Source organism: Pedobacter changchengzhani, assembly GCF_004354365.1.
GTDB classification, from domain to species: Bacteria; Bacteroidota; Bacteroidia; order Sphingobacteriales; family Sphingobacteriaceae; genus Pedobacter; species Pedobacter changchengzhani.
Map to the genome: position 1 here is coordinate 218,193 of NZ_SJCY01000002.1, position 20,075 is coordinate 238,267.

17 protein-coding genes are annotated in these 20,075 nt (G+C 35.0%); 2 read left to right on the forward strand and 15 right to left on the reverse strand.

Going from position 1 to position 20,075, the window contains the following annotated elements; all coding sequences use genetic code 11:
* Positions 1–34 precede the first annotated feature (34 nt).
* From EZJ43_RS03815 to EZJ43_RS03860, 9 genes are all read right to left on the reverse strand, one after another.
* The gene (locus EZJ43_RS03815; RefSeq protein ID WP_133261349.1) at positions 35–1,747 is read right to left on the reverse strand and encodes a tetratricopeptide repeat protein; all 1,713 of its coding nucleotides are present in this window, start codon (positions 1,745–1,747) and stop codon (positions 35–37) included.
* Positions 1,748–1,873: 126 nt separating this feature from the next.
* A complete protein-coding gene (locus tag EZJ43_RS03820; RefSeq protein WP_133261350.1) occupies positions 1,874–2,767 on the reverse strand; it encodes a PstS family phosphate ABC transporter substrate-binding protein in 894 nt (297 codons plus the stop codon).
* 227 nt (positions 2,768–2,994) lie between these two features.
* Entirely contained in the window at positions 2,995–3,822 is an 828-nt protein-coding gene (locus tag EZJ43_RS03830) for an energy transducer TonB (RefSeq protein WP_133261352.1), read from the reverse strand.
* A 19-nt stretch (positions 3,823–3,841) separates the two neighbouring features.
* Entirely contained in the window at positions 3,842–4,348 is a 507-nt protein-coding gene (locus EZJ43_RS03835) for an ExbD/TolR family protein (protein WP_133261353.1), read from the reverse strand.
* A gap of 1 nt (position 4,349) precedes the next feature.
* Complete coding sequence (locus EZJ43_RS03840) at positions 4,350–4,964, reverse strand: biopolymer transporter ExbD (protein WP_133261354.1); 615 nt, start codon at positions 4,962–4,964, stop codon at positions 4,350–4,352.
* Between the two features lie 75 nt (positions 4,965–5,039).
* Positions 5,040–5,870, reverse strand: coding sequence for a MotA/TolQ/ExbB proton channel family protein (locus tag EZJ43_RS03845; protein WP_133261355.1), 831 nt, complete (start codon positions 5,868–5,870; stop codon positions 5,040–5,042).
* Between the two features lie 295 nt (positions 5,871–6,165).
* Entirely contained in the window at positions 6,166–7,761 is a 1,596-nt protein-coding gene (gene pckA, locus EZJ43_RS03850) for a phosphoenolpyruvate carboxykinase (ATP) (protein WP_133261356.1), read from the reverse strand.
* A gap of 177 nt (positions 7,762–7,938) precedes the next feature.
* Complete coding sequence (locus EZJ43_RS03855) at positions 7,939–8,289, reverse strand: translation initiation factor (protein WP_133261357.1); 351 nt, start codon at positions 8,287–8,289, stop codon at positions 7,939–7,941.
* 17 nt (positions 8,290–8,306) lie between these two features.
* Entirely contained in the window at positions 8,307–9,188 is an 882-nt protein-coding gene (locus tag EZJ43_RS03860) for a diacylglycerol/lipid kinase family protein (protein ID WP_133261358.1), read from the reverse strand.
* Positions 9,189–9,413: 225 nt separating this feature from the next.
* Between EZJ43_RS03860 and metK the strand changes: the two genes are divergently transcribed.
* Positions 9,414–10,700, forward strand: coding sequence for a methionine adenosyltransferase (metK, locus tag EZJ43_RS03865; protein ID WP_133261359.1), 1,287 nt, complete (start codon positions 9,414–9,416; stop codon positions 10,698–10,700).
* A 52-nt stretch (positions 10,701–10,752) separates the two neighbouring features.
* Here the strand turns inward: metK and EZJ43_RS03870 are convergent, their stop codons facing one another.
* A complete protein-coding gene (locus EZJ43_RS03870) occupies positions 10,753–11,277 on the reverse strand; it encodes an ExbD/TolR family protein (RefSeq protein WP_133261360.1) in 525 nt (174 codons plus the stop codon).
* A 70-nt stretch (positions 11,278–11,347) separates the two neighbouring features.
* Between EZJ43_RS03870 and EZJ43_RS03875 the strand changes: the two genes are divergently transcribed.
* Positions 11,348–11,740: a hypothetical protein gene (locus tag EZJ43_RS03875; RefSeq protein WP_243718035.1), complete on the forward strand. Its 393-nt coding sequence runs from the start codon at positions 11,348–11,350 to the stop codon at positions 11,738–11,740.
* Positions 11,741–11,795: 55 nt separating this feature from the next.
* Here the strand turns inward: EZJ43_RS03875 and EZJ43_RS03880 are convergent, their stop codons facing one another.
* The 5 genes from EZJ43_RS03880 to EZJ43_RS03900 all read right to left on the reverse strand — a co-directional run bounded on the left by EZJ43_RS03880 (position 11,796) and on the right by EZJ43_RS03900 (position 20,032).
* The gene (locus tag EZJ43_RS03880) at positions 11,796–12,599 is read right to left on the reverse strand and encodes a sialate O-acetylesterase (protein WP_207924560.1); all 804 of its coding nucleotides are present in this window, start codon (positions 12,597–12,599) and stop codon (positions 11,796–11,798) included.
* Between the two features lie 33 nt (positions 12,600–12,632).
* Positions 12,633–16,649, reverse strand: a complete 4,017-nt coding sequence (locus EZJ43_RS03885) for a two-component regulator propeller domain-containing protein (protein ID WP_133261362.1) — start codon at positions 16,647–16,649, stop codon at positions 12,633–12,635.
* Between the two features lie 188 nt (positions 16,650–16,837).
* A complete protein-coding gene (locus tag EZJ43_RS03890; protein ID WP_133261363.1) occupies positions 16,838–17,920 on the reverse strand; it encodes a cellulase family glycosylhydrolase in 1,083 nt (360 codons plus the stop codon).
* A gap of 2 nt (positions 17,921–17,922) precedes the next feature.
* Positions 17,923–18,948: a glycoside hydrolase family 43 protein gene (locus EZJ43_RS03895; protein ID WP_133261597.1), complete on the reverse strand. Its 1,026-nt coding sequence runs from the start codon at positions 18,946–18,948 to the stop codon at positions 17,923–17,925.
* Between the two features lie 10 nt (positions 18,949–18,958).
* Positions 18,959–20,032 (reverse strand): glycoside hydrolase family 43 protein, encoded by a 1,074-nt coding sequence (locus EZJ43_RS03900; RefSeq protein ID WP_133261364.1) that lies wholly within the window; start codon positions 20,030–20,032, stop codon positions 18,959–18,961.
* Positions 20,033–20,075 lie beyond the last annotated feature (43 nt).

Here is a 20,075-nt window from a genome sequence, read left to right on the forward strand (position 1 = left end):
CAAACGCTGCCTTTTCTAAATTATATTAACTGTTTTATTTTCCTTTTGCTTTAGCACCTGTTGCACCTGTAAGCTCTTTCAATTTAGCTGGTGCATATTTAGATACTGGATCTAACGCTATACTTTTGGTAAAATAATCAATTGCTTTTTGTTTATCTTTTTTAGCATACCATTCTCCTAAAGTATCATAAGCCTCAGTTAGATTTGCTTTATTTGCCTCTATTTCTTCAGGTTTGATAATGGTTACATATTTTTCATAATGTGGAATAGACAAACCTTTTGGATTTGTTTTATCATCCATCGTGCTATTTATTCGTGCTCTATAAAAAGCTGCAAGAGATAATCCAGGACTTAATCTTTGTAAAGTACTTAAAGCAGAGTCTGCTCTTACTAAACCAGCAATATCCAACGGCTTATTTTCTTTTTTATCAAAATATGCTTGGTAAAAACGATTTACACCAATATAGTAGTAATTATACAACGAGCCTTTACCCATTGGGTTATACTTAATAGCCGTTTCATAAGTATCGGCTGCTTTACCGTATTTTTTGGCTTTCATGTACGATGCTGCAACATCACCAATTGCTTCAGCATTAGTAGAATCTGCTTTTGTTGCTTCAACGATATTAACTAATGCAATACTATCTTGTCCTGCTTGCAATTCTGCTTTACCCAAATACAAGTAATCATTAGGCAAAAGTTTAGACTTATCTTTAATTTTGCTAAAAAGCTCATTCATATAAGTTAATGATTGAGGGTAATTCTTATTCTCATAAGCAGCCCACCCCTTCATTCTCGCAACTACAACGCTGTTAGGGTCGTTTGCATCAACATTCATTTGCGAAGCCACCTGCTCAAGCGTTTGGTAATCTTTAGCATAGAATAAGAATTGCGCATAACGAATTTGAGATTCTAAAGATTTATCGGTTAAATCTAAATACTTTTTATAATTCTCAATTGCCTTAGCTGCTTTTTCCTTATCCGTACCAAAATTACTCCACTGTAAGTAAAGTTCTCCTAATTCGCGATATGCAGGGCCGTAATTTGGATCTGCTGCAATTACATCCAACAATTCTTTTTCGCCCTCAGGAAATGCACGAGATTGCTTGTACATTCTACCTGTTTGTACTTTAGCTCTTCTATTTGTAGGATCAATATCCTGAACTCTAAAATATGGACCTAATGCTTCAGAATTTTTGCTTTGCAATGAGTAAGCATCACCAATTGCTACGAAAACATCCGCATCTTTATCCTTAGCATCTAAATCATCTGCCTTAGTTAAGTTCGCAATTGCGCTGTCAAAATCTGGTTTCGATTCTACATCGCTAGGTTTATCCTGTGCTAAATAAGCTTTACCAACGGCCAAATAAGTTTTATAATCCTTCGGCGATAAAGAAATTGCTTGATCGAAATTAGTTTTTGCTGAAGTTGGGTTATTCGATAGTAAATCTGCTTCACCTAAACCAGCATAAATTGATGCATTTTTTGGATCGCCTTTTAAACCTGCATTAAACACATTTCTAGCTGAATCTATATAACCTGTTTTTAGATAAACTAAACCTAAATTATAAAAGCTATCCCCATCTGATGGCTTAGAACTGGTTAAAGTTTTAAGCATCGATTTTGCTTTTTCATACTGCTCAGCATCAATGGCCTTTTTTGCATCATTTAAATTTTGAGCAAAAACCGCTGAACCCACTAACGCTATACCTACATTTAAGGCTATTGCTTTTTTTGAGATTTTCATAGTTCGTTATTGTTTTAATGTTAACAAAATTTTAGTAATAAATTTTACTGTATTACAAATTCGTTAGGTATTCAATTTTGAATTTCGGATTGAACCAACAATCTTTTTTCAATTATAATAAAATTTTTATTTCTTTAATAAATTTATTTCCCTTGGCATTAACTTATGAGGACCAAGTCCAGATTTAAGTACAATTAATTGTCCCCGCTGACTTCTTAACCATGTTGCAAATCCTGTGCCTAAACCATCTCTACCTTCGCAATCTAAAATATTTATATTCCGAAGAAAGGGATAAATACCGTTAATTAAATTGTTTTGTGTTGGCTTATAGTATTGATCATGACCTGGTTTACCTTTTAAATTCTTAACGCCAAGAAATTTAACTTTCGCAATCTCTTTAGTCATCTCTAAATTTTGATCAGATACCCAATTTACGCCTAAAATGCCAATATAGTTTTTATCCTCAGCAATTAACTTTATTACTTCGTTACTGTTGTTCTTTGCAAAAACATTTTGTTTGGGGAATTGTTTAATGTTGGCTATCTGTTTCAAGTAGGAGAATGTACTGGAGTAAATGTTGTCAAATACGAGTTTTTTATCAGCACTTTTTCCCTGCAATATGTCAATAATTTCTTTAACGTTAATTGTACTGTCAATATTATCTACATTTGTAATTAAGGCAATTCCATCAACGGCGAACCTCGAAGTGTTTATTGGAATATTTCTCTTTTTGTAAAATTTCTGTTCATCTGTCGTAAGCATTCTCGGCAGTACAGCAACTCTAACGCTGTCATTCAAAAAGACTGGCAAAAGCTTTTCCTCTGGCCGATTGAGCATAACAATTTTTGCATCGGGATAATCGAGATTAAAAATTTCTATTTCTTGTTTAACGATTGGGCCAACGCTTTCATCGACCAGCATGGTTAAGTTCCCTGCCGTTCTGGTTTCTTTTACCGCTTTAGTTTTTTGTTTGCAAGAAACAAAGCTTAGCAGTAAAAATGCAAAAAACACTTTATTCATATTATTAGTTTTGTTTTGCCAGACTGAGTAATCGCACAAATGCATAGACGATTAGAAAAACCCCAATAGCGATTTTGTAAGGCCTATCTATAGGAATTGCAAGCCTTGTCCAGAATATAAAGGCAAGCCCCATAAATAAATAAAGGAGAAACATGAGAAGCCCTAAAATAAGCAAAAATCGCTGTTTGGGCGATTTTTGCTTAAAAATATCAAAATTTAACATTTATTTAATTTTGCAACGTAAAGTTGATATTGATGTTATACTTAACACGTACAGGCTTACCATTTTGAATACCTGGTGTCCAACGTGGACTCGCCTTTAACACTCTAATTGCTTCTTGATCTGTTCCACTACCTAAACCACGAGTTACTGTGATATCGGTTAGTTTTCCATCCTTTTCTACAACGAAAGATAAAAACACTTTACCTTGAACGTTACTTTCTACTGCCATTGCTGGGTATTTCAAGTTTTTACCAACATACGCATAAAACTTAGCAATACCTCCTGGAAATTCTGGTTGCTTTTCGATACTAACAAAGTCATAAACATTGTTATCTTCTACCGCAGCCTTTTCTTCCGTTCTTGGGCCGTTACCTACTGCACTGCTAATTACAATATTATCTGGTGCAGTTGGGTCGCCTTTAATTTCTCGTTGTCCTGGATCTGCTTCCTTCAGTTTTTCTACCGTTGGTGGTTCATCACGTACCTGCTCATCGGGTTTTACGATTGGAGGTGGCATTTTTACCTGATCCACTTTTGGTGGCGGTGGCTCTACTGGCGGTGGTGGCGGTGTTTTTGGATCAACTGGAGGTGGTGGCGCCAATACCACTTCTTGAGCTTTTTCGATTACTTCTTCTTTAGTAAACGAACCCTTAATTAGGCTGTATAACTTTGGAGAGAAGAATACCAATAGAAAGAAAAATGAACCGATAACTAAAGCCCTCGTTGTATCAGAAGCATTGGTTTTGCGCAATTGATAAGCGCCATAACTTTTGTTCTTCTCAGCGAAAACTACGTCAAGCCATTCCTTTCTAAATATATCTAATTTTGACATAATTATTTAATTTTAAATATTATAAAATTCCTTGTTCTTTCATGGCTTGTTTTTCATTATCAAGGATATTTTCATCGTCTATTTGACGAACTTTTACCTTCAAAATTTCCAAGTCATCCATAATATCAACAAAGTTACTGAAAGTAGAACCCGATGTTGGTTTAACCAATACAACAAAATCTCCTGAAACGCCTGAAGCATCAGCCGTTTTTCTGTTTGCTATTATAGCTTTATCAATTTGAGATACCGACTCGATAGTTGGTGCAGATTTACCTGCCTCGCCCATATACCAAGCTACTTTATCTTTTTTACCTAAAAGGATTGTCATTGTTTTACTCGCCTTCAGCTCCAATCTATTCTCTGGCAATTTATCTTCTTTATCTGGCTTCACAATATCCATCGCCTGTGGCGTAGATAGTGATGTTGTTAAGATAAAGAAAGTAACCAGAAGGAACATTAAATCCACCATTGGCGTCATATCAACCCTCGGTGTGGCCTTTTTACCACCTGTATTTAATTCTGCCATTTTATTTCTGTTTAGCCTCCGCGTTAGTAACCAATAAAAACTTATTTACTTTTTGCTTTTGTAAAACATCAATAATTTTCTTAATTACTGGGTATTCTTCCTTACCATCGGCCTTGATGCTTACTCTCATTTGCACGGAGTTTACTTCGGCGTTGGCCTTACGGGCATTTAATACCCATGAATTTAATTGATTATCTACCGAATCTGTGGGGATACCGTTTTGAGTACCCTTTTTCATTCTTTCCTCAGAAGACATGCCAATAAATTTTTTAATATCGCCAAACGGTACGCCAAATGTAGAAATTACAGAGAAGCGCTCTAACTCCTGTGGTGTAAATTTCACGCCATATTGTTCGCCCATTAATTCTAGCGTTCTTCCTTTAACTTTATTTCCTGCTATATCTAAGAAAACCTTACCCTGCCCTATGGTTAATATGGCATTATTTTCTGCTGGCACTTTAAACTCATACGTAGATGAAGGAGTTTGTACCGCAAGTGGTTCTGGTTGCTTTGCTGTTGCAGTTAAGATAAAGAAAGTAAGCAGTAACGCGGCGACATCGCACATAGCGGTCATATCGGTTACTGTACTTGTTCTTTTAACTTTTGCTCTAGGCATAATATTTAATTCGTTTTAATAATGATGAATATTTTTTCGGTTTTCCATAAAGCCGATAAAAAAAATTTCAAAATTTTATTTATGCGAACTAGCGTAAGTTTGAACGATGCTGAAACCAGCCTCATCAATAGCATACGTTAAACTATCAATTTTAGAAGTTAACACGTTGTACATGATAATTGCAACGGTAGAAACCGAGATACCTGTCATTGTATTAATAAGTGCTTCAGAGATACCTACTGCAAGTGCTGATTGATCTGGTGCACCAGAATTTGCCAAACCGGCGAAAGCTGTAATCATACCCTTTACTGTACCTAATAAACCGATTAACGTACCGATTGATACCAAAGTAGCAATAATTGTTAAGTTTTTCTCTAACATTGGCATTTCTAAAGCAGTAGCTTCTTCAACTTCTTTTTGGATGGCAACGATTGATTGCTCAACATCCAACTTAGGGTTGTTTTCAACTTCGCTGTATTTTTTTAAGCCAGATTTAATTACGTTGGCAACTGATCCTTTTTGTTTATCGCATTCTGCTTTTGCTGCTTCGATATTTCCAGCGCTTAAGAAACCTTGTACCTTACGGATAAAAATTTCTAAATTAATTGTGCCGCTTGCTTTACCAATAACGATAAGACGCTCGATAGAGAATACAATTGTAGTTAACAATAGCCCCACTAAGATGGCTACAACAAAACCGCCTTTAAATGCTGTTCCTAAATAGTTTCCTGGTAAAGGAAGTTTATCTCTGTCGCCATCGATGAAATTGTTTGATGCTCCGAATACGAAATACCATACCGAAAAGCCAAGTATAATACAGATCGGAATTACCAATAACGCAAATGCGTTAGAAGCAGATGATGAACTCTCTTTTTTTACAGTTGTTGGTTGTGGTGCGTTTGCCATTTTTTTTTGAATTTTTAGTTTTAGTTCTGTTTAAATTTTAGCTTTTTACTTTTGTTTACACACAACGTTAATAAGTTTAATTTTGTTGCGGTAACAAATTTATAAATTGATTTTAAATTACAAATTATTTTATCAATAAACTATTAAATCGTTACCAACATTTATTTAAAATACTTGGTTGCTGCACAAATAAAAAAGAATTGCCCTCAGCCGGAAAGCAATTCTTTCACAATAAAAACTAAAAAAAACCCTAATTGCAAATTTTTTGAATAAAAAAAACTTTTTAAAGTGATTATTAACACATTTTTAACCCTTTTGGCACAATTTCTTCATTTTCCCCATTTTCAAACTGTTTAAAGTTCTCTGAAAATGCATCCGCGAGTTCTCTAGCCTTGGCTTCATATTCGCTTGCATTTTGCCAAGTTTTTACAGGATTTAATATTTCATCGGGAACATTTGGACAGGTTTTTGGCATTTGAAGTTTAAAAATTTCATGTTCTTGATACTCTACGTGTTCCAATATTCCCTCTAAAGCAGCAGTAATCATTGCTCGGGTGTACTTCAAACTCATCCTTTTTCCTGTTCCGTAAGCACCGCCGCTCCAACCTGTATTTATTAACCATACCGAAACCTGGTGATCTTTTAGTTTCTTACCTAGCAAAGCTGCATATTTTGCTGGGTGCAAAGGAAGAAATGCCTTACCAAAACATGCAGAAAACGTAAGTTGAGGTTCGGTTACGCCAGTTTCTGTACCGGCAACTTTTGCTGTATATCCATTGATAAAATAAGACATTGCCTGTTCTATGCTAAGTTTTGATATTGGAGGCAAAACGCCAAATGCATCAGCAGAGAGAAAAAATATATTTTTGGGTACGGATGCTATAGATGGTAAAATAGCATTATCAATATAGTTAATTGGGTACGCAACCCTTGTATTTTCTGTTTTCTCGATATTAGAAAAATCTACTTCTCTGGTGTTTGAGAAATAATTTGTGTTTTCTAACAATGCGCCAAATTTTATGGCATCAAATATTTGTGGCTCCTTTTCATGGTTCAAATCTACACACTTGGCGTAGCAACCACCTTCAAAATTAAATATTGAATGGTCTCCCCAACCATGCTCATCATCGCCGATTAACCCACGGTTTGGATCTGCCGATAGTGTGGTTTTTCCGGTACCCGAAAGACCGAAAAATATAGCAGCATCGCCATCGGCACCTACGTTGGCCGAGCAATGCATTGATAAAGTTTCTTTATAAACAGGCAACAAGAAATTTAAAACAGAGAAAATTCCTTTTTTTATTTCGCCAGTATAGCCTGAACCGCCTATCAAAATTATTTTTTTTGTAAAATTGATCAATGTGAAGTTTCCCTGACGTGTACCGTCAACTTCTGGATCGGCCAGAAAACCCGGTGCTGCAATAATACTCCACTCGGGCTCTATGTTAAGATCGATAGATTCAGGTCTTAAAAAAAGGTTGTTTGCAAATAAATTTTGGTAAGCGGTTTCCGTTATAACACGAATAGAAATAGCATAATTTTTATCTGCGCAAGCAATAGCATCTCTTACATACACTTTTTTATCGCTTAAGTAATTAGCGATTTTTTCTTGTAGAACATCGAATTTTTTGGGGCTGAATTTGATATTTATGTCACTCCACCATACTTCATGTTCAGTAATTGCATCACAAACAATAAATCTGTCTTTTGGAGAACGCCCAGTAAATTTTCCGGTGTCGATGGCTAAAGCTCCAGACGAAGCTAAGGTACCTTCATTATTTTTCAACGCTTCTTCTACAAGTTGCGCCGGAGATAATTGATATTTTATCTCAATACCAGATTTAAGATTTAAATAGCTTAAATCTGGGTTTTGCAATCCTATTTTGCTCATACCAATAAGTTAGTTAGTACTGCAAATGTAGCTAGATAAATTGCAAGTTTAAGTGATTTTTAAACACTTTATTTACTTATTGTGGCAAATACACTATCATTTAAATGCCTGAATATTAAATACTTAAATCATGCTTTTGCAAGCTAAAATAAAATTATTTTTTACACTAAGTACTTGCTATCCTCCTGCTTTTTTAGCCTTGTAACCTTCTTTTTGCAACAATAGTAAAATTTTATCCCTTAAATCGCCTTGAATAATAATCTCTCCATCTTTTACTGCGCCACCCACGCCACATTTTGTTTTTAGCATTTTGCCTAAAACCACAAGATCATCGGCTTTGCCTTTAAAACCAGTAACTAAAGTAACTGCCTTTCCGCCACGGTTTTTTTTATCCAACATTACTCTTAAATCTTGTTGTTGGTTTTTCGGCGTTGTAGCATCATCTACAACTTCTACATATTCAAACTCAGGATTTGTTGAATACATGATTCCACCCAAATCGCTGAGGCTATTTTTTTTTTGTTTCATGTTACTTCGTTGATAAATTAGGGTAGAATTATTTTAAGTGATAGCGGGTTAATATTAACTTCGATTGTATCGCCCAACAATAAAGGTTCTCCATCAATATGAACAGGACCTTCACTTTCTCGCTTAATGATGATCGATTTACCTTTAATAATCTCTATCATGCTGGATTCTTCGGCTTTTGCCCTGAGCATAACATAACTTAACACAGGCAATTTTAATAAAGGGAAAGGTTTAATAATGCAAACATCAAGCAAGCCATCAGTTACAGAGGCCAAAGGCGATATAAACACGTTGTTGCCATATTGAGACGAGTTTGCAATGCTAATGGCAAAAGCCTTTCTGGTATATTTTACGCCATCTATAATTAACTCGTAAAGTTGTGGCTTGTAGGTAAAAACCTGTTTTATTCCAATTTGGAAATAACCATTAAAGCCTCTTTTTTTACTGTTAGAGAATAACGCACTTAGATGTGCATCGAAACCCATACCAGCCAAATTAAAAAAGAACTTGCCATTTAAAGTTGCAGAATCTATCTGCACAATTTTAAATTTATTAATGATTTCGATTGCATCCTTAATATTTTTCGAAATTTTTAAATGGCTAGCCAACCCATTACCCGACCCAAGCGGTAAGATCCCTAATATTTTATTATGCCTAGCCAAAACGGATGCAACTTCATTTATAGTTCCATCGCCACCGGCCGCAACAATTACATCGAAATTTTTATTTACTGCTTCTTCTGCCATTTCTTTGGCGTGACCAACGTGCTCGCTAAATAAAAAATTAGGACTAAAACGTTCCTTATCTAAATAGCGATCGATTATAGTTGGCACCTGCCCCTTCTGTTTTCCGCCAGAAATTGGGTTGATTATAAATAGAATGTTGATTTTGTTTTGCAATTTTTTCGTAATAAGTGTACAAAATAATCTATATTTTTTTGAAATAAGAAAAATATACTACTTTTGTATAGTTAAAGTGGATTGATTTGTAATGCTTTGTTAAAAAAAGCTGGATTGCAACCACTCAAAAAAAAGTGCTAAACCCATCCTACAGTAAGTTTTAACCTGTTTCTTAGGTTTTTGGCACTTTATTAAATTATTTTTTTATAATTAAAATTTTAATAAATGTCGTATTTATTTACATCAGAATCAGTTTCAGAAGGTCATCCTGATAAAATTGCAGATCAAATTTCGGATGCTTTAATTGATAATTTTTTAGCTTTCGACCCTGAATCCAAAGTGGCTTGTGAAACTTTGGTAACCACCGGACAAGTTATTTTAGCTGGGGAAGTTAGATCGAAAACGTACTTAGATGTACAGCAAATTGCTAGAGATGTAATTAAGAAAATTGGTTATACCAAGAGTGAATACATGTTCGAAGCAAACTCTTGCGGAATTTTATCTGCTATCCATGAGCAATCTCAAGATATTAATCAAGGTGTTGATAGGCAAAATAAGGAAGAGCAAGGTGCCGGCGATCAAGGTATGATGTTTGGTTACGCAACAAACGAAACCGAAAATTACATGCCTTTAGCGCTCGATTTATCGCATGCCTTATTAATTGAATTGGCTAATTTAAGAAGAGAAAATACTGAAATTACTTATTTACGCCCTGATGCGAAATCGCAAGTTACTTTAGAATATTCTGATGATAACAAACCTCAACGGATAGAAGCAATTGTAATTTCTACCCAACACGATGACTTTGTAAAGCCTAAATCTGATTCTAGAGCGGACAAAGATGTGGCGAACGAGGAAATGTTGGTGAAAATTAAAAAAGATTTAGTTTCGATTTTAATACCACGAATTAAAGCAAAATATCCACAATATGCTCATTTGTTTAATGATGAGATTACTTATCACATTAACCCAACAGGCGTTTTTGTGATTGGCGGTCCGCATGGTGATACAGGTTTAACCGGTAGAAAAATTATTGTAGATACTTACGGTGGAAAAGGTGCACACGGTGGTGGTGCATTTTCGGGCAAAGATCCAAGTAAGGTGGATAGAAGTGCTGCTTATGCTACGCGCCATATTGCAAAAAATTTAGTTGCTGCAGGCGTGGCCGATGAAATTTTAGTACAGGTGAGTTACGCTATTGGCGTTGCAAAGCCAACATCTATAAACGTGGTTACTTACGGTACTTCAAAAGTTAGTTTAAGCGATGGCGAGATTAGCAAAAAAGTAGAATCTATTTTTGATATGCGCCCTTACTTTATAGAACAACGCTTAAAACTTAGAAACCCAATTTACAGCGAAACCGCAGCCTATGGCCACATGGGGCGTAAAGCTGAAACGGTTACCAAAACCTTTACAAACCCTTATGGAGACCATAAAACGGTTACCGTAGAGCTATTTACTTGGGAGAAGTTAGATTTTGTAGATCAAGTTAAAAGCGCTTTCGGTTTATAAGCGAATTCAAAATTTTTATTAGGCCTCTCGATTTTTGATCGAGAGGCTTTTTTTATATCCCTTTCGTTTCCAAAAAAGTTTTTTCTTGCGCTAAAATATTTGCATCATCAACCAGATACGATTTAATGTCGGCGATTTTCATCTCGTCAACTACATCTACAAAGTTTTTATAAATAGATGTTTTGGTAGGCTTTATAATCACAATCATGTATTTTGTAGGATCGTTTAGGTACAGATTTTTAATTTTCTTTTTATTAGACGAAATCTCATCTTGAATATTTTTAAGATTTCCAATTTTCATCACCGCACTTTTCGCATCGCCCATATAATAAGCACTTTGGTTATTTTTGCCCAAAAGGATAGTCATTGTTCTAGATTGAGTTACAGGTTCTGGATTCATATCTACAGGTTTCGCAATGTCTATTGCGTTAAACTCGCCCAAAGATGTAGTTAACATAAAAAATGTTGTAAGCAAAAACATTAAATCCACCATTGCGGTTAAATCCACTCGTGGACTAGTTTTGTTTGATCTGCCCGAAGTAGCCTTGCCACTTTTAGGTAAGTTTAGTGATGCCATAATTGTGAGGTTTTAATTATGAAGCAGTTAAACTAAAAAATTCACAATTGAATAAATTTTAATTAGCCAATTGAAACCATTTGATGCTACGTTTGTTTTAACAGAAACTACAACAATTATGGAACAGCCAGTAGAAATGAATACCCTAAGTCAGATTTTAGAAAAATTAAGACTTAAAGGAAAGGATAATGAGTTGAAGATGACTGATCATGGTAAGATGCAGAGCGACAACGGCAAAATTTACACACCCGAGGATTTGACTATCGTTAAAACATATCGTTTCGAAGGCATGTCTGATCCGGGTGATAATTCTGTGCTTTATATATTGGTGGATCAAGATAACGAAATGAGTTATATTATTGATGCTTATGGTCTTTATTCAGATCATGACGGGCCAGCATTTGATGACTTTTTAAAGAAAATTAACACCGCCGATAGAGACGAACAAGAATTATTTAGCTAATATAAAAGGGGCGAAGTGAAAACTTAGCCCCTTTTGATAAATAGCATTTTTAAAATTACTTTTTTTGAAGTAACAACATTTTTTCGGCGTAACGTTGACCCAAGGTTATTGCAGAAGCCGAAGTGAAGTGCAAATTATCTCCCTTATCTGTTAATCCTTCTGAGCTAACAACTGCAGTGTTGGGCACTTCGCTCGGCAATTTATTTATTTCTGTATTAAATGTTTGAAAAGAAGTATTGTATCTACCTAATTCGCCTGCTATAAAAGGCAAATTTGGGTTTCCAACAAGTGTTCTTACCCTATTAATTAATACTTTTAGCTTTGCTAGATAACCTGCTACTGCTTCTGGCTTACTATCAGATTCTCCTTGATGCCACAGAATACCCTTAATTGTTCCTGTTTTCATTGCTTCGATAATCCGCTTTTCGGCATCATCATAAGGGTATTTTTTTGTTTCAGAATCATAACCCTTTGGTTGCCAAGAATTTATTGATGTACCGCCAACGGCAGTGGGCACTAATCCTATTTCGATGTTTTTATTAGCACTTTGCATAGCTAATCCAAAAGATAAACCAGGCCCAACTGCAGAAGTTCCAGGCTTATCGAAATGAATTGGATTTTTAGCTGGCACCCATTTTAAATCTTCTGTAAGCATTAAGACTTTTTCATTTTTAATAATGTTATCATCAGGTGTTAAAGGCCCACGACCAGCCATGTTGGATTGGCCCATTAAAATATAAATATCTAAATTTGTATCCTTTACATTGTTGGTTTTTAAAGTTTCCATTTTTTTAACTGTGCAACCTGCGCAAAATAATCCGAAGGCTAAAATTAAGCTACTGTTTAAAATATTTTTCATTGTAATTATTGGGGTATTAGGTATGTAATTGGTTTAAGTATTCAAATCTGTTTTACTTTGATCAGAAAATTCTGAAGGCGTAACTTTAAACTGTTGATGAAAGCATTTTGAGAAATAGGAATGCGAGCTAAAACCTACCATGTACCCAATTTCAGAAATATTATATTCTTTTGTCATCAATAATCGTGCTGCATTTTTCAATCTAATTACCCTAATAAATTCATTTGGAACATAGCCTGTCATCGATTTAATTTTTTTGTATAGGCTAGATCGGCTTAATCCAATATCTCGCCCTAGTTCCTCTACAGATAACAATGGATCTGCAATCCGGTCTTCAATCAGCGCGATTAGCTTATTCATAAAATCTTTATCTTTAGTACCAGCAGGTAAAATTTCAAAACTCTCGAATGGCGATTGAGAAAAACGTTGTTTAAGATTTTGCCTTAATTCCATTAAGTTTTTGGTAATTAGGGCTAAATTTTTCCATTTAAAAGGTTTTGAGATATACGCATCTGCTCCGTTTTCTAAACCCTCTGTAACTGAGTCTGAATCTGTTTTTGCGGTGAGCAAAATTACGGGTAAATGGCTGTAAGCAATATTATTTTTAATTTTTTTGCACATCTCGATACCATCCATCACAGGCATCATTACATCAGAAACCACCATATCTACTTGGTGCTTATCTAACAATTCAAGTGCCTTTAATCCATTATTTGCTTTTATTACAAAGTAACCAGCCGATTCATAATTTTCGGAAATAAATTTAAGCAGCGCAAAGTCATCTTCTACAACCAAAACGGTTTGTTGCCCCTCTTCAGATTCGCCAATTGGCAAGTTAACTTGTTGATTAATAACTTCGCCTTCATTAAAAGGAATTTCAAGGGTAAAAGTTGTTTTCACATTTTGCTGACTATGAACAGATAAATTTCCTTCGTGTTTTTCTACCAGCGATTTGGCAAGTGCTAAGCCGATTCCCGATCCACCTAAATTGCTGTAATAATGATCTTGTGTTTGAACTTTAAAAAATTTAGTAAAAATAGACTCTATTTGTGATTCTGGTATGCCAATTCCATCATCCTCCACAGAAATGGAAATTACCTTTTGGTTTATTGAAGCAGCTAATTTTACCCCAATTGAAATAACTACATTTTTACGTGCGAATTTTGAGGCATTTATGAGTAAATTACTAATGATTTTATTGATTGCCTCGGGATCTAACATCGCATAAATAACTTTCTCGTTGCACTGTACGCTAAAATTTATTCCCTTTTGATAAGTCATTGCAGAAAACTTATCTTTTATACTGGTTATTAACGATACCAATTCTACTTTTTCTACATGGATGTTATAAATATCGCTTTCTATTCTCCTAAAATCTAACAACTGATTTACCAACGTAAGCAACCTATCGCTGTTCTCTTCCATGGTTTGCAATTGCGATAAATTCTCTTCATCTAACTGCTTTTTACTTAGCATTTTTTCTAAAGGTGCAATTATTAACGACAGTGGCGTTCTAATTTCATGCGCCATAACCGTAAAAAACTCGATCTTTTGCTTGTAAAATTCCTTCTCGTTGATGTTTTTTAAACGTTCTAACTTAATTTCATTTTGCTGGCGTGTTTTTTCTAAAAAGTATTTACTTAGCAAATAAGCCAATAAAATAATTACAATTGCGTACAAAAAGTAGGCAATTTTAGTCCGGTAAAAAGGTGGCAAAATTTCAATATCAATATGATAAGCATTTTGATATGGGTTTACGGTATTGTTAAGATCAGTTACCAAAAATCTATAATTACCGGCTGGCAAATTGGTATATGTAGCCTTTTGCTGCGTACCTACTTTATTCCAATCTTTATCAAAACCCTCCATTTTAAATGCATATTGAGTTTTATTCGGCGCAATAAAACTCAATTGGGCGTACTCGAAACTAATTACAGATTGATTAGGTTTTAAAATAATTTTATTTGTAAAGTTTATACTTTGTACCAACGGACTATTTTTATCGCCGATGACTACATCTTTATTAAAAATTTGAAAGTTTGTAAGCACAATTGGCGCATTTTGTATGGAATGATGGATATTTACTGGCATAAATGCATTAAAACCCTTTATGCCACCAAAATAAATTTTACCATCACTATCTTTAAGAAAAGCCTTATAATTATATTGCTGACTTTGTGAATTATCCCACCTATCAATGTTCTTTGCAGATTTTGCTTTCAAATCTAGCTCATAAATTCCTTTGTTGGTAGAGAGCCAAAATGTTTGGTCGTTCTCCATCACTACGCCATAAATTACATTGCTTTCAATGCCATATTTTTCGTTATAATCAGTAAATTTTTCAGTTTTAATATTAAAAACGCTTAAACCCCCTCCATCTGTACCCAACCACAAATTACCCTTTCCATCATCTAAAATAGAGATTACCTTGTTTGAGTTTATGCTGTTTGACGATGAATTCATTACAAACCTAGTCGTTCTACCAGCTTTATCCATTCTCACCAAGCCGTTATCATAAGTTGCTATCCAAATTATTCCATCTTTATCTTGATAAACTTGATAGATACAACTTTTTTCCAAATACTTGTCTTTTATCCTGATAAAGTTATCTGCCTTTGCATCATAAAGGTTTAATCCGGAAATGGTTGACACCCAAATTCTGCCTTCTCTATCTTCATTGATCGCATAAACACTGTTATCGCTTAATGAAAGGGGGTTGTTGGGGTTACTGGTATATCTTTTAATGTTTCCAGTTGTTGGGTTCAAAATATTTAGGCCACCCGTGTACATACCTATCCAAATATTTTTTTGCTTATCTTCAAAAAGTGCATGAATATTATGGTAGGATAATTTTTGCTGATTTGGCGCAAATGGATAACGTTTAAACGTTTTATCTTTTGTGTTGAAACTATTAAGTCCGGCGTCTTCTGTACCAATTAAAATTTGATGATCGCCAACCTTTAAAAAGGAACTTACTGCATTTCCAACTAATGAATTGGCTGCGCCAGATGAATAATAATATTCTAAATTAGAAAATTTACTATTGTAATAATTCAGTCCTCCAAAATAAGTTCCTATCCAAAAACCACCTTCTCTATCTTTAAAAACAGTGTAAACGGCATCATCACTTAGGCTATATAAATCATCATTTCTGCTTTGATAGTTTGTAAATAAACCAGTTTGGGTATTTAAAATGTTTAATCCTTTTTCAGTAGCAAAATAAATCGTTCCTTTCTCAAACTGATAGATGTCTCTCACAATATTATCAGAAATATCATTTTCTCCACCCTTTACATATACTTTAAATTGCTGAGTTTCTTGGTAAAAACAATTTAAACCGCCAGACATGGTTCCTACCCAAATATTGCCATCAAGATCTTTTAAAATACTTAAAATAAAATTATTAGATAGCGAACCGACTGCACTCGAAGTATGAAAATTCTTGATTCGATTATGTTGTGGGTCTAAAACATCTATCCCTTGCCCATAAGTTCCAACCCAAATTTGGCCCGAATTATCTTCTACTATTTTTGATATTTCATTGGAGGAAAGCCCGTTGCCACTTGCAGTACGAATATAATTGGTAATGTGTTTTTTTTGAATTTGATAGCGGTAAGCGCCATTACTTTTTGTGGCTATCCAAATATTATTTTTACTGTCTTTATAAATATCGTTAATAAAAGCTTTACCTATTGGCTCAAAAAGTTTAAAAGTTTCGGTTGGTAAATCGAAGATGTAAATTCCTGCTTCTGTACCAATCCAAAACGTTTTTGCATCGTATTTGAATATTTTATGGATGAAGTTATTGCCTAATGAATTTTTGTTCTTTTTATTAAATTGATAGGATTTAAACTCATGACCATCAAAACGATTTAAACCATACTTGGTTCCAAACCACATAAAGCCTTGGTCATCTTGTTCAATATCCCAAATAGTATTGGCGCAAAGTCCATCAGTTGATGTATAATTTCTAAAAAATATTTTTTGTGCAATAATTTGAGGCGTGCTAAGCACACTTAACAGAAAAATTAACGCTAGCTTCTTCATCATATCCAAAACGTAAAATTATATCAATATATATTACAATACATCGGTATAAAGTTAAATTTATTACTTAAAAATGTTGCGTTAAATCCACAATTACAAGTAACATAATCAATGGATTAAATTTAGACGTTTCTACAAAACAAAAAAGTTAGCCTTTCGACTAACCTTTTTGATAATTAAACTAACCAAATTTATTTTTTACCATTCAATTTTTTGATCACATCCACTTCATCTTGACGATATGGTGTTCCATCTTTTCTAAAAACTTCGTGAAACCATTCTGTAGGCTCGCTACCATCAGGCAATGGTGTATCCCAAGCGTATTTTGTGTTCGATTTTCCATCAACCAAACCCCAATTTATTGCGCCAATGTTTTCTTTTTTAAGCAAAGGCATAATGTTTGCAAAACGGCTGTTGCGAGAACGTGCCATATATTCTGTGCAAATCATTGGTCTGCCAAAGCTTTTTAGCATATCAATAACACGTTGGTGCCATTCAGGCGCTTCATAATCGTGGTAGGTTATAATATCTGAGTTTAAAGCCTGAATCGCATTTAATTCATGGTAACTCCAATCCCACAAACCTATACTAATTGGTTGTGTTGGATCAACAGCTCTTGCCCATTTAATAACACTTTTAACCAATGGGATTGATGTGGTTAACTTACCAGAATTACCTGGCTCGTTGTATAAATCCCAAAGCAAAATACGATCATCTGATTTGAAATGAGTCATTACATCTGTTACATATTTTTCTAAAGCTGGGTATTTGTCGGGGTTTTTAGAATCTGGATCTCCAGGATCTTGCACCCAACCCGAATTATGGATACCCACTTTTGGTTCTGGTTGTTTGCCTGCAAAACCTTGTTTATTCCAGCAATCATCAAAAAACACAAAAATAGTTTTTATTTTATGCTTGTTTGCGATGGTTAAATACTGATCCATACGCTTCTTGAAACCCGATGGATCCTCCTTCCAAGCGATGCTGTGTAAGTAAACCCGCATGGTATTAAAGCCAATACTTTCTGCCCAACCCAGCTCTTTATCAATTGTTGGCGCATCAAAAGTAGCTGCCTGCCACATTTCTAACTGGTTAATTGCGGTGCTTGGCAAAAAATCTGCTCCACTCATCCAAGGGTGTTGCTTATACCAAGCGTTTGCTTTCTCTATAGACCAAACTTTACCTAAAATTTCGGGATTGTTATCTTGTGCAGAAACGTTTGCTATTGCTAAAAAACAAACGAAAGCACAAATGATTATCTTTTTAATAGTCATAATTATTTTGAAGGTATTTTAATGATTGTATTTGTTTTTAGCGGTTCTCCAAAATTTGGGGTACCATCTTTATTCCAAGTAAATTTTTGTGCCCTGGGCGATCTAAATATGCCGCAGCCTTGTCCCGGCTGATCGTTTGCATGGTATAATATCCAATTTTCTTTGCCATTTGGCGAGGTAAAAAATGAATTATGACCAGGTGCGTAAACCCCGTTTTTGGCCGATTGCTTAAACACTGGCTGGCTGGCTTTTGTCCAAGATTTAGCTGAAAGAATATCCTTACCCGTTAAGGTTAACATTCCTAAAGCATAAAAATCTGTCCAACAACCACTGGCAGAATAAATTAGAAAAGTTTTTTTGCCGTTGACTAAAATCTGCGGGCCTTCGTTCACACTTACGTGAGGTGGATTACCGGGATCATTTAAATCGCCATGTAATTCCCACTCTAATTGCGGTGTAGATATTTTATGGCGTTTCCCTTCTATGGTGTAGGGATTTTTCATTTTAGCAATAAAAATTTCTTGCTTACCATTGCTGTCGCCTTCCCAGCCAGACCAAATCATATAAAGTTGTTTTTTATGGTAAAATACCGAACCATCTATCGCCCATTTATCAGTATCATCGCCAACTTTACCCTTAAAAACCCATTCTCCTTTTAACGGATCTAGGGCGCTATTTTCTAGCACATACATTCTATGCGTAGCATTATCTCCATTATCTGCAGCGAAATACACGTACCATTTGTTGTTTATAAAATGAATCTCTGGCGCCCATATCTCTTTCGAATACATGGTTCCCTTGGCAGGCAGAAAAATAGTTCGTTGCTCAGCTGTACTTAAATCAGCCAAATTTTTTGTTTTCCACAACACCAAACTATCTTGCATGGTGTGCATGTAGTAGTAAAACCCGTCTTTATGTATGCTCCATGGATCTGCACCACTTGGCAATAAAGGGTTGGTAAAAGTTTGCGCTTGTGTAAAAACTGCAAAACCGCATAGTAAATAAAAAATAATTATTTTTTTAGCCATCATAATTTTATTATTCTCCTGAAGGTTTAGTAACTTTTAACCCAGTTGCAACAGGAGTGCCAAAATTTGGAGATCCATCTACGTTAAATGTAAATTGTTGCATCCTAACATTTCTATTAGTACCGCAACCTTGTCCGGCTAAAGTGTTTGCATGATAAATAATCCAATTTTGAGTTCCATCTGGAGATTTGAAAAATGAATTATGACCAGGCGCGTAAGCATTAGCAGAAGGATTTTTTGCAAATATTGGTTGAGCAGTTTTCGTCCAATCCGCTAGCACAAGTGGATTGCCGTTTGCTTTCAAGGTAAGCAAACCTAAAGCGTAATCATCTGTACCACAATAACTTGCAGAGTACACAATGAATGCTTTATTGCCGTTAGCCAAAAACTGTGGTCCTTCATTTACGCCAAAACCATTCTTTTCCCAGCCAAATTGAGGCGTACTAAGCATTGTTGCATTGCCTTCTAAAGTATATGGATTTGTCATTTTAGCGATGTAGATATTCTGCGTTTTATCAATGTTCGTAACATCTGGTCTACCAGACCAAAGAAAATAACGTGATCCGTTGTATTCCATAATATCGCCATCTATCGCCCAAAAATCGGTATCGGCTGTAGAAAGTTTACCTTTTGATACCCAAGATCCTTGCATAGGATCGGCATTGGAGTTTTCTAATACCCAAGTACGTTGTGTTTTATCATCGCCATTACCTGCAGTGTAATAGATATACCATTTACCATCAAGAAAATTAATTTCTGGTGCCCAAATATTTTTTGAGTTGGGATCGCCTGTGGTGGGTGTAAAAACAGTTAACGGAACAGCATTGCTAATTTCACTCATTTTTTTGGTCGCCGACAATTTTATAGAATTACCAGTGGTAACCATAAAATAGTAAGTCCCATCCTTTTGATATACATAAGGATCTGCTCCAGCAATTACTGGATTTATAAATTGATCATTCTGCACAACCGGTGGCTTAATAGGTGTAGAGGGGCTATCGCCACCTTTACCGCAACCAATCATTAACCCAATTGGAATTAGGAGCGCCAATAAAGAGGGTTTAAAATTTTGTTTGTACATCATGATTTTGTGTTTTATATAACAATACACGTTAGTTTAGAAAGTT